The sequence below is a fragment of the Rhodoflexus caldus genome (assembly GCF_021206925.1).
Taxonomy (GTDB): Bacteria; Bacteroidota; Bacteroidia; order Cytophagales; family Thermoflexibacteraceae; genus Rhodoflexus; species Rhodoflexus caldus.
The window spans coordinates 87,113-100,672 of sequence record NZ_JAJPRF010000006.1 but is presented as its reverse complement, the minus strand read 5'-3'; the positions used below and the strand labels follow the sequence as shown (position 1 = coordinate 100,672).

The 13,560-nt window shown below is 48.3% G+C and carries 9 protein-coding genes; 4 read left to right on the top strand and 5 right to left on the bottom strand.

The genetic code is table 11. The annotated features are described in order from the left end of the window. Positions 1–2 precede the first annotated feature (2 nt). Entirely contained in the window at positions 3–1,103 is a 1,101-nt protein-coding gene (ychF, locus tag NDK19_RS09075; protein ID WP_250631557.1) for a redox-regulated ATPase YchF, read from the top strand. Between the two features lie 339 nt (positions 1,104–1,442). Here ychF and NDK19_RS09070 read toward each other — a convergent pair whose 3' ends face one another. Continuing rightward, positions 1,443–2,813: a sodium:solute symporter family protein gene (locus tag NDK19_RS09070; RefSeq protein WP_250631556.1), complete on the bottom strand. Its 1,371-nt coding sequence runs from the start codon at positions 2,811–2,813 to the stop codon at positions 1,443–1,445. A 127-nt stretch (positions 2,814–2,940) separates the two neighbouring features. On the opposite strand from NDK19_RS09070, the gene NDK19_RS09065 reads away from it, so the two are divergent. Together NDK19_RS09065 and NDK19_RS09060 are read left to right on the top strand one after the other, a co-directional pair. Further along, positions 2,941–3,993 carry a hypothetical protein gene (locus NDK19_RS09065; protein WP_250631555.1) on the top strand — a complete coding sequence of 351 codons (1,053 nt, stop codon included), beginning with the start codon at positions 2,941–2,943 and terminating at the stop codon, positions 3,991–3,993. A gap of 211 nt (positions 3,994–4,204) precedes the next feature. Continuing rightward, entirely contained in the window at positions 4,205–6,013 is a 1,809-nt protein-coding gene (locus NDK19_RS09060; RefSeq protein ID WP_250631554.1) for a M61 family metallopeptidase, read from the top strand. 179 nt (positions 6,014–6,192) lie between these two features. Here NDK19_RS09060 and NDK19_RS09055 read toward each other — a convergent pair whose 3' ends face one another. From NDK19_RS09055 to ltaE, 4 genes are all read right to left on the bottom strand, one after another. After that, on the bottom strand, positions 6,193–7,110 hold the full coding sequence (locus tag NDK19_RS09055; protein ID WP_250631553.1) for a polysaccharide deacetylase family protein: 918 nt from the start codon (positions 7,108–7,110) through the stop codon (positions 6,193–6,195). A 56-nt stretch (positions 7,111–7,166) separates the two neighbouring features. Next, positions 7,167–8,465: a metallophosphoesterase gene (locus NDK19_RS09050; RefSeq protein WP_250631552.1), complete on the bottom strand. Its 1,299-nt coding sequence runs from the start codon at positions 8,463–8,465 to the stop codon at positions 7,167–7,169. A gap of 130 nt (positions 8,466–8,595) precedes the next feature. After that, entirely contained in the window at positions 8,596–10,989 is a 2,394-nt protein-coding gene (locus tag NDK19_RS09045; protein ID WP_250631551.1) for an ATP-binding protein, read from the bottom strand. A gap of 90 nt (positions 10,990–11,079) precedes the next feature. After that, the gene (ltaE, locus tag NDK19_RS09040) at positions 11,080–12,096 is read right to left on the bottom strand and encodes a low-specificity L-threonine aldolase (RefSeq protein ID WP_250631550.1); all 1,017 of its coding nucleotides are present in this window, start codon (positions 12,094–12,096) and stop codon (positions 11,080–11,082) included. 80 nt (positions 12,097–12,176) lie between these two features. On the opposite strand from ltaE, the gene purD reads away from it, so the two are divergent. Then, positions 12,177–13,454, top strand: coding sequence for a phosphoribosylamine--glycine ligase (gene purD, locus NDK19_RS09035; protein WP_250631549.1), 1,278 nt, complete (start codon positions 12,177–12,179; stop codon positions 13,452–13,454). Positions 13,455–13,560 lie beyond the last annotated feature (106 nt).

The following is a 13,560-nucleotide window of genomic DNA, read 5'->3' as shown; positions in this document are numbered from 1 at the left end:
CAATGGGATTGAAATGCGGTATTGTCGGTTTGCCTAATGTTGGCAAATCCACTTTGTTTAATGCACTCTCCAACGCCAAAGCGGAGGCTGCCAATTATCCGTTTTGTACAATTGAGCCGAATGTGGGCGTTGTAACCGTTCCCGACGAGCGTCTGGACATTTTGGCTGAAATCGTCAATCCACAAAAAGTTATTCCAACCATCATAGAGTTTGTGGACATTGCCGGGCTGGTAAAAGGCGCAAGCAAAGGCGAAGGTTTAGGCAATCAGTTTTTGGCCAATATCCGCGAGGTGGATGCCATTATTCACGTAATTCGCTGCTTTGAAGATGAAAACGTGGTGCATGTAGCGGGCAAAGTAGACCCCGTTGCCGATAAAGAAATTATTGACACAGAGTTGCAACTGCGCGACTTGGAGTCGGTAGAGAAAAAATTAGCCAAAGTGCAGCGCGCCGCCAAGTCGGGCGATGCCAAAAGCAAGAAAGAATTGGCTGCATTAGAAAAAGTAAAAGCGCATTTGGAACAAGGCAAAAACGTGCGTACCCTTGAAGCAGATGCCGAAGAGTGGGAAGCCGTAGCCGATTTGTTCCTGCTGACGCAAAAGCCTGTGATATATGCCACCAACGTAAACGAATCTGACCTTGCCAAAGGCGGCAACGAGCACGTTGAGCGTTTGAAAGAGGCTGTTAAAGACGAAAACGCACAGGTAGTGGTAATTTGCGCCGCCATTGAAGCCCAAATTGCCGCACTGGACGATGCGGACGAGCGCAAAATGTTTTTGGAAGAATACGGCCTGAAAAACTCAGGCTTAGACCGCCTCATTCGTGCTTCGTATGACCTGTTGAACCTGATAACCTACTTCACGGCAGGTGAAAAAGAAGTGCGTGCATGGACGATTCATCGCGGGTGGAAAGCTCCGCAGGCTGCCGGTGTTATTCACTCCGACTTTGAGCGGGGTTTCATCAAAGCCGAAGTAATCAAATTGCCCGATTATGTGAAATATCGCACCGAGGCTGCTTGCCGCGAGGCCGGTAAAATAGCTATTGAGGGAAAAGAATATGTAGTGCAAGACGGAGATATTATGCACTTCCGTTTCAATGTGTAACTATCCGAAAATCAGATACTATATGCTTTTGGCCATCCTGTTTGTTTGCAGGGTGGCTTTTTTGTGGGTGCGAGTGGAAGTATTATACATAAACCTGACAGGTATCAGAAACCTGTTAGGTTTAAATAACTGTTTTTCAATATTTTACAAAAAAAATTATTTCTTGCAAATCACTTGTGCTTGTGTATCATCGCCTGCTTTATAAGACAAAAGCTGTTGAGAAAATCACCATTATTGCTGCAAAATAGACGATTAAGTGGTTTCTCATACATTTGCCATTAATAATTATCTATAGCGAATATACTTATACTGTTAATAAATTTTGAATTTTTATTGAAATTATTTTTTGATATAGCTGCCTGCTATCATACTAAAAATACTGATTAATGTGGCGTAAATCAGTGGTGGAGTTTCTGTTTCCAGCAGAATGCAAAGCAGCCATACGAACATACCGCTAACCATGGAGGCAATAGCACCCGATGAATTTGCTTTTTTCCAATATAATCCTGCCGTTAGTGGTGCAAAAAGTGAAACTAATGTAAAAGCAGATGCCATAGCTGCCAATTCGTAGATGCTTGCGCTCATGTTGGCCATTACGGCAGAAAGCACCGCTACTGCAACAACAGAGCCGCGCATCAGGTGAAGTACCTGACGGTCGGAGAGTTTTGTACCTTTAAAAAGCGGTTTGAGAATATTTTCACCCAAAACGGCTGCGGGAGCCAGAATTGCCCCACTCGTAGTGCTCAGAATAGCCGACAGCAACGCACCCATAAAAAGAATTTGCAACCAGAGTTCTGTATGCTGCATAACCATTGTCGGCAGCGCCAACTGCGTGTCGCCTTTCATGATGTCAGGGTACAAAATGCTACCGCAAAGACTGATAATCAGTGGCATAATGCCAATGGAAAGATACATGAACCCGCTTAGGAAAGACGCATTGACAGCAGCTTTGGCAGACTTAGACGACATGATGCGCTGGAAAAGGTCTTGCGAAGGGATAGACCCCAGCCCCAACGTAATCAGTGCGGCGATGTAGTGGGTGATGCCCAACCAAGAAAACTCAGGTGTCATGTTGAAAAAGCCCTTTGGTGTATTTTGATTGATGGCTTCCCAGCCGCCTACATCTGTCCACAAACGGCTCATCAGAAAAAACAGCCCGACAATAATGATAAAAGTTTGCAGAAAGTCGGTAACGGAAACCGCCCACATGCCGCCGATGTAGGTGTAGAACAATACGACTATCATGGAGAGCCAGATACCCCACATCATCGGCAGGCCGGTGATGGTTTGCAGCAGCAGCCCCAATGCCACCAACTGCGCGGCAATCCATCCGAAATAGGACGGCACCATAAAAATGGCAGAAATCAACTCTGCCTTTCTGCCAAAGCGAATCCCGAAAAAATCGTTGATTGTTAGTATATTAAGTTTGTAGAGGGGTTTGGCGTAAAAAAAACCGACCAAGATAAAGCACAGAGCAGCCCCGATAGGGTCTTCAATAATGCCCATTGCTCCTTTCTCAATAAATTTGGAAGAAGCCCCCATCAGCGTTTCCGAACCGAACCATGTAGCAAAAAGTGCTGCCGCCGTAACAGCCATTGGCAATTGCTTGCCTGCCACCAGAAAATCTTCGGTGGTAGTAACTTTTCGCGAAGCCCAATAACCAATCAAAATGGTAAAGAGCAGGTAAAGAATAATGAAGCCGAGCAGCATAACACAGAAAAATCAAGGAAAAATGTATAATTTGAATCGTCGGGGAACATTGCTATAGGACTCACAGCCTGTAACAGATGTTAGTGCTCCATCCGATAGGTGAAACTTTCAACAACAAATTACAAAAATGGAAAACGAAATTTATGTGCTTCCCGAAAAAACGCCGTCTAAAAATGTGGCACTCAGCTATTTGCTTGGCGGGCTTGTGCTTGCCGCAGCGGGCTGGATGCTTGGCGGCGTGCTTGCTTTTGTGCTGGGAGCGGTTGGGCTGATTGGTATGGGGGTAGGTGCCGTGCAATATTTTTCAAAACCTGTACAGACGGTACTGCTCAACGAAGAGCGGCTGGCCTTGCAGTCGGCGGGTAAGACGCAACAAATTGCACTGGCTGAAATCAGCAAGGCAGAGTTGCAGCAATTAGCCGACGGAAAAGTGCAAAAAATTCCCTTGCAGCAAGTGCAATCGTTCACTGCTAATAACAAGGCCATACTGACCGTTACCGACGGCAAGGGGCAGCGCATTGAAATTCCTGCGGCCAAATTCGGTCTTTCCGACTTTGAAAGCCTTGTGTATGTGCTGCAAACGCAACTTGCGGGGGCAAACATGCTGCCCGATGCTTCGCAATACGATGCACTGATTGCAGAAAACAGGCAATACATCCGCAAAGACGAGCAACTCAAAGAATTGCTGACCCAAAACCTGCTTGACGGCTTTAAGGCGCTGTATGTACCGAGAGGCGAACTGTACCTCAAAGAGCATCCCGAAGCGGTTGTACTGTTTAAGCATCAGTCCAATCCCAACGATGGCGCGACCTATTTTCTGGACAATGACTACCAACCCGGGCTTAACGAACAAGCCATTCAGCAAGGGGCGCAGTTGCTGTTGCAGGCACAGCAAAACCTGACAACCGTTAATAAACGCATAGAAGCCTACCGACAAATTGCGGAGAAACTGTCAGGCATGAAACAGGAGTTGCTGGCGCAGAAAAAACTTGCACAGGCAGGGGCCGAACTCAAATCTTTGGCGGCACAAAATCAGCGCGGCGAAGAGGCGCAAAGCAACCACGACCTGCAAATTGCAACCTTCCATCAGCTAAAGCAACTCACCGCCGACCTGAACAGCATTCAGGACTTAGGCAGTGCTTCCGTACTGGCAGAAGTAGATAAAATTCTGAACAGTTGATAGCACATGGTTGCCTATCCGTGCCTTTCTGTACGACATAACAGACCATTGCTGTCGGTAGTGCGTCAAAAGATGCCGCCTTTCATTTTCGGGGTTGAAATCTCGGCTGCAACGGGAAATATGCGCAGGTTTTCAAAATCACCCGTGCAAGCCGTTGATTTAGCGTGCGATAGGCTTACTTTTGCCATTATTGCAAAATCAATTGAATACGATGATGAGAACAAAACTCTTTGTGCTACTGTCTGCCCTATGGCTGACCGGCAGCGTTTGGGCACAGCAGCTTTCTTACCAACTCAGCATGGATGCCCCGCATACGCACTATGTGGATGTGGAAATTCGTTTTGAAAATCTGCCTGCCAACGTCCAAAAACGCGGCTATGTGGACTTTAAAATGCCTGTTTGGGCGCCCGGTTCTTATTTGGTGCGCGAATTTGCCAAAAACGTGGAAGGAGAAGTTGCCAAAGACCTCAACGGCAATGCCCTCAAATTCCAAAAAATCAATAAAAACAACTGGCGCGTGCAATTGGGCACAGCCAAAGGTGTGGTATTCAGCTACAAAGTGTATGCTTTTGAGCAATCTGTTCGCACCAGTTTTGTAGATGATTCGCACGCTTTCATTAGCCCTTCGGGCGTGTTCATGTTCCCCGACGGCTTTGTAAATCTGCCTTCTACGCTCCGCATTAAGCCTTACAAAGAGTGGAAAGAAATTTCCTGCACCTTAGAAAAAGTAAACGGCGACAAGTACACACTGCGCGCTCCTAACTACGACGAACTGGCAGATGCTCCGATTGAAATCGGCAATCAGAAAATTATCTCCTTCACTGCCGCGGGCGTACCTCACCAATATGCCATGTACGGCGTAGCACAATACGACGAAGAACGCCTTGTTCGCGACACAAAAGCCATTATTGAAGCAGCGGTAGAAATTTTTGGCGAATTGCCCTGCAAAGAGTACATTTTTATTGTACACAACCTCGGCGGCGGTGCTACCGGCGGTCTGGAACACTTGAATTCAACCGTTTTGGCAGTGAACCGCAACGCTTATCAGACGCAAAGCGGCTATCTGGGCTTTTTGCGACTGGCTGCCCATGAATATTTCCACCTGTGGAACGTAAAACGTCTGCGCCCCGATGTGCTCGGCCCGTTTGATTATGACAACGAAAACTACACCCGCCAACTCTGGATGGCAGAAGGTTTTACGTCTTACTACGACGATTTCATCGTGCGCCGCGCCGGTCTGATTGACGAAAATTCTTACCTGCGCGATGTGGCTGCCAATATCAACGAACATGAAAATTCGCCGGGCAGCAAGGTGCAGTCCGTAGGTGAAGCCAGTTTTGATGCGTGGATTAAGTACTACCGCCGCAACGAAAACTCCATCAACAGCAGCATTTCCTACTACGGCTCGGGAGCAAGAGTAGCCATGCTCATTGACTTGGAAATTCTTCACAACAGCAAAGGGCAGAAAAGTTTGGACGATGTGATGCGTGCCCTCTATGCCGACACCTATAAAAAAGCCAATCGCGGTTTTACCGAAGCCGAACTGAAAAAGGCCTGCGAAGCAGCCGCCGGAAAAAATCTGGATGACATTTTTAATGACTACGTATTTGGTACAAAGCCAACCAATTACGAAAAATACCTTGCCTATGCGGGCTTGCGCCTGAACGTAACTCCCGACAACACGCCAAGCCTTGGCATGACTGCTGCCGACGAAAATAACCGCATCATTGTAAAAGTAACCCGCAAAGATGCACCCGCCTATAACGACGGCATTAACGTAAACGATGAAATTATCGCCATAGATGGCTTCCGCATGAGCAATACAGCGGCCATGAACGCCTACATTGCCGGTCGCAAAATAGGTGATGCCGTAAAAATCACACTTGCACGCGATGGCCTCATCCGCGAAATGACGGTAAAAGTAGGCACCGCCGGCACGGCACAATATACGCTTGTCCCTGTCAGCAACCCGACTGCCGAACAGCAAACCGTTTTCCGCAAGTTTACGGGCAAGCGATAGTCTGTAATTGCTTCGGCAATAACAAGAAACCCCGACGAATTGCAGCTCGTCGGGGTTTTTTATGCAGGTGTTTTTGGTATACACAAACCTGTCAGGCTTAAACAGTTGTTTTTCAACGACTTAGAAAAAGCATTTTTGCAAACCACTTGCGCTTTCGTATAACTGCTCGTTGCCAATGGTTAGCGGCGCAAATGAGCGATTATATCGCTGCCTAAGGCGCTCCACACACCCGGGCGTTGTACGATGTAGCGCAGGGCTTCCTCCACCGCATGAATGCGATAAGGCAGCCCGCTGATGTATGGATATAGCACAAGCGACAAAATACGCCCGCCGTATTGTTTGCTTTCGGTAAAAAGGGTGTCAAACTGGTCTTTCACCTGTTCGGCAAACTGCGCTTCGGTATGGTGATAACCGAAAATAATCTGTCGGTCGCTGATCTCTTCCGAATAGGGCATCGCCCAAATGCTCCCCTGACGTGTTTGGAAAGCATAAGGCATATCGTCATTAGCCCAATCGCAAAGGTAGCTGAAGCCCTCTTCCTGCACCAAATCGGGCGTGAGGAAAGACTCAGCCGAAGCGGGTGAAAGCCACCCCTGCGGCGCAACGCCCGTTATGTCGGAGATTATATTTTTGGATTTGCGGATAATTGCCCGTTCATCGGCTTCACTCATGCCGCTGTGGTGGATAGTGTCCATGTCGTAGCCGTGGCAAATGATTTCATAACCATTGGCCACCACCTCGCGCGCCAGCACGGGGTAGCGTTCTGCTACTGCGGCGTTCATGGCAACGCTTGCTTTAATGCCCAACTGCTTAAACAATCGGAACAGGCGGAAAATACCTACGCGGTTGCCGTAGTCGCGTGAAGAATAGTGCCTGAAATCAGGGTAGGCTGTTACCATCCCTCCGGGGGCTTTAAAGGGCTTACCTTCTTGGTTCAGCGGAAAAAATTCGGATACTACTGTAACCCACAAAGCCACGTGCGCGCCGTCAGGCCAAGTAACAGGCTGACGCTCAAAAAGATTAGACCAGCGATAACGCTCATGATCCATCGCATGGCGGCGATGCGGATAATGCAAATATTCGTCGGGTAGCGGCATATTGGTTCAGCAATTTAACGCTGTATAGTTAATGAAATTAATCATTTTCTGCAAACCTATGCACGCACCAACTCCATAATGGTAATTTCGGGCAAAATGCCGATGCGCCCCGGAAAGCCTATGTAGCCAAATCCGCGATTGACGTATAAGTACTGATTTTCTTTTTGATACAACCCTGCCCACTGTTCGTACATGTACTGTACAGGGCTCCATTTGAACGAACCGACTTCAATGCCAAACTGCATACCGTGCGTATGCCCTGCAAACATGATGTCTACATCTTTGTACTGTCGGCGCACTTCTGCATCCCAGTGGCTGGGGTCGTGTGAAAGCAGCAGTTTAACGGGGGCATCTTCCGTTCCGGCATATGCTTGTTTCATTCTGCCGTATTTTGGGAAATTGCCCTTAGCACCCCAGTTTTCAATACCTATCACGGCTATTTTTTCGCCGTCGGCTTGCAAGTCAATGTGTTCATTCATCAGCAGCCGCCATCCCATGTCGGCATGGGTTTGTTTGAGCGTTTGCAAGTTGTGGAACTTTGCCTGTGGGCTTGGCCACTGGCGATAGTCGCCGTAGTCGTGGTTGCCTAATACCGAATAAACGCCCATTGGCGCGGTTACTTTTTTGAAAATGTCAAAATAATCGCGCATTTCGTCGGCGCTGTCGTTTACCAAATCACCCGTGAAGAAAACCACGTCGGGTTTTTCGTTGAGCAGCATATCTACACCGCCTTGAACGGCCACGCGATTAAAGAAACTGCCTGAGTGAATATCGGACAACTGTCCGATGCGGATGCCGTCAAACGCCTTGGGCAGGTTGGGCAGTGCCACGCGCACGCGGCGGATACGGTAGTCATGTGCGCCTGAAACAATGCCAAAACTCATGGTTGCCAGCGGTACGGCAGCAGCAACCAAACCTGCCTGCATCAAAAACTCGGAGCGAGTAATACCTTTGGGCGCGGGTTCGGGCAGTAGCTCGGCGGGCAACTCTGCCACAGCCGGTTTAGGCGGCCTTTGAGGAAACCATGAAGCTATTTGCGCATAAATCCACTGACCAAGCCGCAGCAAATCATCTACGGCAATAAACAATACCGCAAACAGTTTGGAAAAGTAAAACATAAAGCCCCATACCATTACAAAACGGCGGGCGGTAAGCATGGCAGCCGATGCGGGCAGGTACGGATAGATACCCAAAATGCCGATGGTGAGCAGTGTGAGCGTCCAGTAAGTGCCGTAAATCATGCGGCGGGTTTGTGCCTGCGAGTCTTCCCAAACGATGCGGACAGCCTGAAAAACATACCAGTCTATTGCCAGCAAAACAGTGGCAATCAGTATGAACGAAAGAATTTTATTCATGACGATGCGATAAGTCAGATAATTAACGATGAAAGCGCCGGTTTGTTTGCGTAAATCTGCCGGTCGTCGTTACATGAACAAAATTCAATCCGCAGGCTTGATATGACATTTTGTCGGAAAATTGGTCAAATCAGGTCTGTAATTCAGCTATTTGAGCGGCTATTTTCCTGTGTAATGCTTCCAGCAAGTTGCTGACTTTCATGGCTGTCATCATGCGCTCTTCTGCACCTGCACTCGTGAGTACTTGATTTACTTCCTGCAACTGTGATATCAGTCGTTCCTGATGGATGTAAGCAAGAATACCTTTCAGCACATGAGCCTCTTTTTGGTACAATTCCGCATCAGCTTCCGTAATAGCGCGGCTCAATTGCTCCGAAGAGTGCTTCAACTGCTTATTTGTTAATTGTAAAAATTCAATAAACGCCTGATTATCAGCAACAAAATCGGGTTGATGTATATCGGAGTTGAGTGGCTCGTGCTCGGGGGCATACACATAATCGGTTTGTTTTTCTGCCAGAATAGCCGCCATATGTTGATACAAAATCTTCTGGTCAATGGGTTTGGTCAGGCAGAAATTGATACCCGCATCTTTGGCTTTTTTCTCAACGGCGGCCGACACATCGGCTGTCAGGGCTATAATAGGCGTATGGGCAACCCGAATATCAGGGTGCTTTCTGATGTTTTCTGCCACCTGATAGCCGTCCATTACGGGCATCAAAATATCGGTGATAATCAGGTCAAAATAATGCCCCTGACTGCGCATATCGTCTATTTTTTCCAAAGCCTCTTTGCCGGAGGAAACGGCGGTAAGGTTTATCTGCCACATTTTGGCAAGGTTTTGCATCAGCAGCTGATTTACCGCAATGTCTTCTATGTAAAGAACCGGCTTGTCTTTTAACAGCTCGCTGATGGCGGCCTGTGTCTGGCGGAATTGTGGCGGTTCTTGAACAATATTATAAGGAATGGTAAAGGTGAAAACCGAACCTCGTTGCACACCGCTTTCCACATAAATATTGCCCCCTTGCATCTCAACCAAATATCTGGTAATGGCCAAGCCAAGCCCCGTACCGCCGTATCTGCGCGTGGTTTCGTTTTGAATTTGGGTGAACAACTCAAATATGTGCTCTATCTTGTCGGCAGGGATACCGATACCCGTATCGGATACGCTGATTTGCAGCAAGACGCGGTCATCGGAGCGCTCCTTAACAGATACCGATATGCGAACACTGCCTCTTTCGGTAAATTTAATGGCATTGCTCACCAAATTGTGCAAAATCTGATTCAGGCGTATTTTATCTCCCGTGAGCCATTCGGGAATGCCCGTTGCTATGTCGTAAGAAAGTTTCAGGCCTTTCTCCATAGCCGACAGCATGTGAATGTCTTTGATGTTGGTTATTAAATCCCTGATATTGAACGGAGACGATTCAAATACAAGTTTGCCGGCCTGTAGCTTAGAAAAGTCCAAAATATCGTTGATGAGCGACAGCAAATGGTCTGCCGATGATTGCAGGGCGCGCAGGTTCTCAATTTGATGCTCGCCCGGGCGGTTTTGCAATAAAAGGTTAGCCATGCCGATAACCGCGCTGAGCGGCGTGCGGATTTCATGGCTCATAACGGAGAGAAAGTTGTCTTTGGCTTTAACAGCTTCTTCGGCTACTTGTCGCGCGCGAATCAGTTCGGTTTCTGCTTTTTTGCGGTTGGTAATATTTCGGCCGTTAATAATAAGCCCCCTGACATTCTCATCGCTCAACTTGTTTTGGGCGATAATTTCCAAGTAGATATAGCTTCCGTCTTGTTTGCGGATGCGTATTTCCAGCGGCTGATTGCTCTCATCCCCTGTAAGCAGGCGTTTGATTTCCGATTGCGCCAGCGGCAGGTCTTCGGGGTGCACAAGTGTCAGTACGTTTCTGATGCTGCTGTCTTGCTCGTCGTACCCTGTAATTCTGAAAAATGAAGGCGTGATAAATTTGGTTTCACCTGCTTCGTCAATTACGGCAATAATGTCGGAGGTATTGGCCATAATCGCCCGAAACCGCGCTTCGTTGCGGGTGAGTTTCTGCTGTGTCAGCACTTGCTCGGTGATGTCTTTCAAATAAATCATAGCGCCTCCGACTTCTCCGGATATATCCATGTAAGGATTCATTATCACCGACAGTATGTACGGCTTACCATCCCGCAGCAAGTGATGCACAACTTCTATGCGTTGTGCTTTAACCGTACATTTCTCAAAATATTCCTGCCAGTATAAAAATGAAGCCTGAGGCAAAATATCTCTAATCAGCCCACCTTCGCAAATTTCTTTATCATATAGTTTTTTTATATGTTCAGCATAGGGTTTGTTGTAAGCTACCACTCGCAAAGAACGGTCTATGCACAGTACCATATCCGACGCATTCTCAATCAGTAGCCGCAAGGTGCTTACCTGATTGTCATGCGTTTGCTGCTGCTGTTTAATTAATCCTATTAATTCCTCTTTGGATAGGTTTGCTAACTGCCGAGTACCGTTATTCTTTCGCTCCGCCATCCGTATATATGCGCTTGCGGTTGTGTTTAAAAAAATCCCGCTAAAAATAACTATTTAGCTTTACAAATACAGCATAAATCTTACATGAACTTACAAAACTTTTAAGACTTGCAGGAGTGTGTCCAGTTGCTCATCATTGAAATCGAGGTGCGTTACGAAGCGAATACCTCCGGCAAACGGGTTGGCTAAAATTCCTTTGCTTTTGAGTATTTCGCTGAACTGAGCGGGTTCATAAGTGCCCGGTTGTAACTTGAATACAACGATATTGGTTTCTACGGGCAATATTTCGGCAACGTAGTTGCACGCTGTTAAGTGTCGGGCAATAATTGCGGCTCTTCTGTGGTCTTCTGCCAGTCTTTCTACATGATTTTGCAGTGCATACAAGCCCGCAGCAGCCAGCATACCTGCCTGCCTCATGCCGCCGCCCATGGCTTTGCGAATGCGCAGTGCCTTGCGGATATGCGCACGGCTACCCAGCAACAACGAACCCACGGGTGCGCCCAAACCTTTGGAAAGACAAATAGAAACGGTATCAAACAATTGGCCGTATTGGCGGGGCTGCTCCTTGTTAGCTACTAACGCATTAAACAATCGTGCGCCGTCTAAGTGCATCGGCAGCCCTTTTTCTCTGCACAGCTTCGCAATAGGCTCAACGTCAGCAACTTTGTAGCAAATTCCTCCGCCTTTGTTTACGGTGTTTTCTATGGCAACTAACCTTGTAACGGGGTAGTGAATATCGTCGGGGTTAATGTTGGCGGCTATTTGCTCGGCAGTCATTTTTCCGTTTAGGGACTCAATCAGCCGCACGGAGGCATGGGCATTCAGGGCAATACCGCCGCCTTCGTAGTTGTAAATATGCGCCAGTTTATCGCAAATAACCTCATCGCCCGGTTGAAGGTGCAGTTTCAGGGCAATTTGGTTGGTCATTGTTCCCGAAGGACAAAACAAGGCGGCTTCCATGCCAAAAAGCTCGGCGGCATATTGTTGCAGGGCGTTTACGGAGGCATCTTCCCCGTAAACATCATCGCCCAGCGGAGCGTTGAACATGGCCGCTTTCATGGCCGCGGTAGGCAGAGTAACGGTATCGCTGCGGAGGTCTATCGTCATGGCTATTCAAAATGGTGGACAGGCGGCAAATTTAGGCTTTGTGTAAGTAAATGCTAATTTTGTCGCAACGTTCTCATACCATGAAAATACTCATCTTAGGCAGTGGCGGGCGCGAACATGCGTTTGCTTGGAAAATAGCACAAAGTCCGCTTTGTACGGCACTCTTTATTGCCCCCGGCAATGCGGGCACTTCGCAGGTTGCTCAAAATGTTGCCATTGAAGCCACAGACTTTGACAGATTAGCCGATTTTATCGCTGCTAATGAAATAGAACTTGTCGTTGTCGGCCCGGAAGCACCTTTGGTAGCCGGCTTTACCGACTTTATGCGCCAACACCCCACCCTGAATCATGTGCGCGTGGTAGGCCCCGACAAGGCGGGCGCAGCGCTGGAAGGCAGCAAGGATTTTGCCAAGCAGTTCATGATGCGCCACGGCATACCAACCGCCGCCTATCGCAGTTTTGACAGCAGCAATTTGGAAGAAGGCATTGCCTACCTTGCAACCCTGCAAGCCCCTTACGTGCTCAAAGCCGACGGGCTGGCAGCAGGCAAAGGCGTGCTGATTATCAATGACTTGGCAGAAGCGCAGGCTGCCCTTCGCGAAATGATTGCCGAGGCCAAATTTGGTGCGGCAAGCGCAACGGTAGTGGTTGAACAGTTTTTGCGGGGCATCGAGCTGTCCGTGTTTGTGCTAACCGACGGGAAAGATTATTGCCTGCTGCCTGCCGCCAAAGACTACAAACGCATTGGCGAAGGCGATACCGGCCTTAATACAGGCGGCATGGGGGCAGTTTCCCCCGTCCCTTTTGCCAACGAGGAGTTTCTGAAAAAAGTGGAAGAACGAATTGTAAAACCTACATTGGCAGGCTTGCAAAAAGAAGGCATTGACTATGTCGGTTTTATTTTCATCGGGCTTATGAACGTAGGCGGCGAGCCTTATGTGATTGAATACAATGTGCGCATGGGCGACCCCGAAACAGAGGTGGTTATTCCGCGCATCAAGACCGATTTGCTGACCTTGCTGGATGCCGCTTCGCGCCGTCGCTTGGCACAAGCTGCCTTTGAGATAGACAGCCGCACCGCCGTAACGGTTATGCTGGTATCGGGAGGCTATCCTGAGGCCTTTGAAAAAGGCAAACCTATCAGTGGGTTAGACCGCATCGGCGAGGTAACGGCTTTCCATGCAGGCACTAAGCAGCAAGGCGAAACGGTGGTAACGGCAGGCGGGCGTGTCATTGCTCTCACAGCCCTTGCCGACTCCATGCAGGAGGCACTGCAACGCTCCTACCGTGCCGCCGAAACCATTACCTACGAGGGCAAATACTACCGCCGCGACATCGGCCGCGATTTGATGGCATAGGCAGGTTGTATAATTCGGATGCGGCATTGTGAAAGGTCAGTGAAAAAACGCATCATGTGCCTGTATCCGTGTGTTATACAAAAGCGCAAGTGGTTTGCGAAAAGTT

Coding starts and splice junctions, on each gene's coding strand:
- NDK19_RS09070 (WP_250631556.1), bottom strand. CDS start 2,813: ATGCTGCTCGGCTTCATTATTCTTTACCTGCTCTTTACCATTTTGATT.
- ltaE (WP_250631550.1), bottom strand. CDS start 12,096: ATGACGATAGACCTCCGCAGCGATACCGTTACTCTGCCTACCGCGGCC.
- NDK19_RS09050 (WP_250631552.1), bottom strand. CDS start 8,465: ATGAATAAAATTCTTTCGTTCATACTGATTGCCACTGTTTTGCTGGCA.
- purD (WP_250631549.1), top strand. CDS start 12,177: ATGAAAATACTCATCTTAGGCAGTGGCGGGCGCGAACATGCGTTTGCT.
- NDK19_RS09065 (WP_250631555.1), top strand. CDS start 2,941: ATGGAAAACGAAATTTATGTGCTTCCCGAAAAAACGCCGTCTAAAAAT.
- NDK19_RS09045 (WP_250631551.1), bottom strand. CDS start 10,989: ATGGCGGAGCGAAAGAATAACGGTACTCGGCAGTTAGCAAACCTATCC.
- NDK19_RS09060 (WP_250631554.1), top strand. CDS start 4,205: ATGATGAGAACAAAACTCTTTGTGCTACTGTCTGCCCTATGGCTGACC.
- NDK19_RS09055 (WP_250631553.1), bottom strand. CDS start 7,110: ATGCCGCTACCCGACGAATATTTGCATTATCCGCATCGCCGCCATGCG.
- ychF (WP_250631557.1), top strand. CDS start 3: ATGGGATTGAAATGCGGTATTGTCGGTTTGCCTAATGTTGGCAAATCC.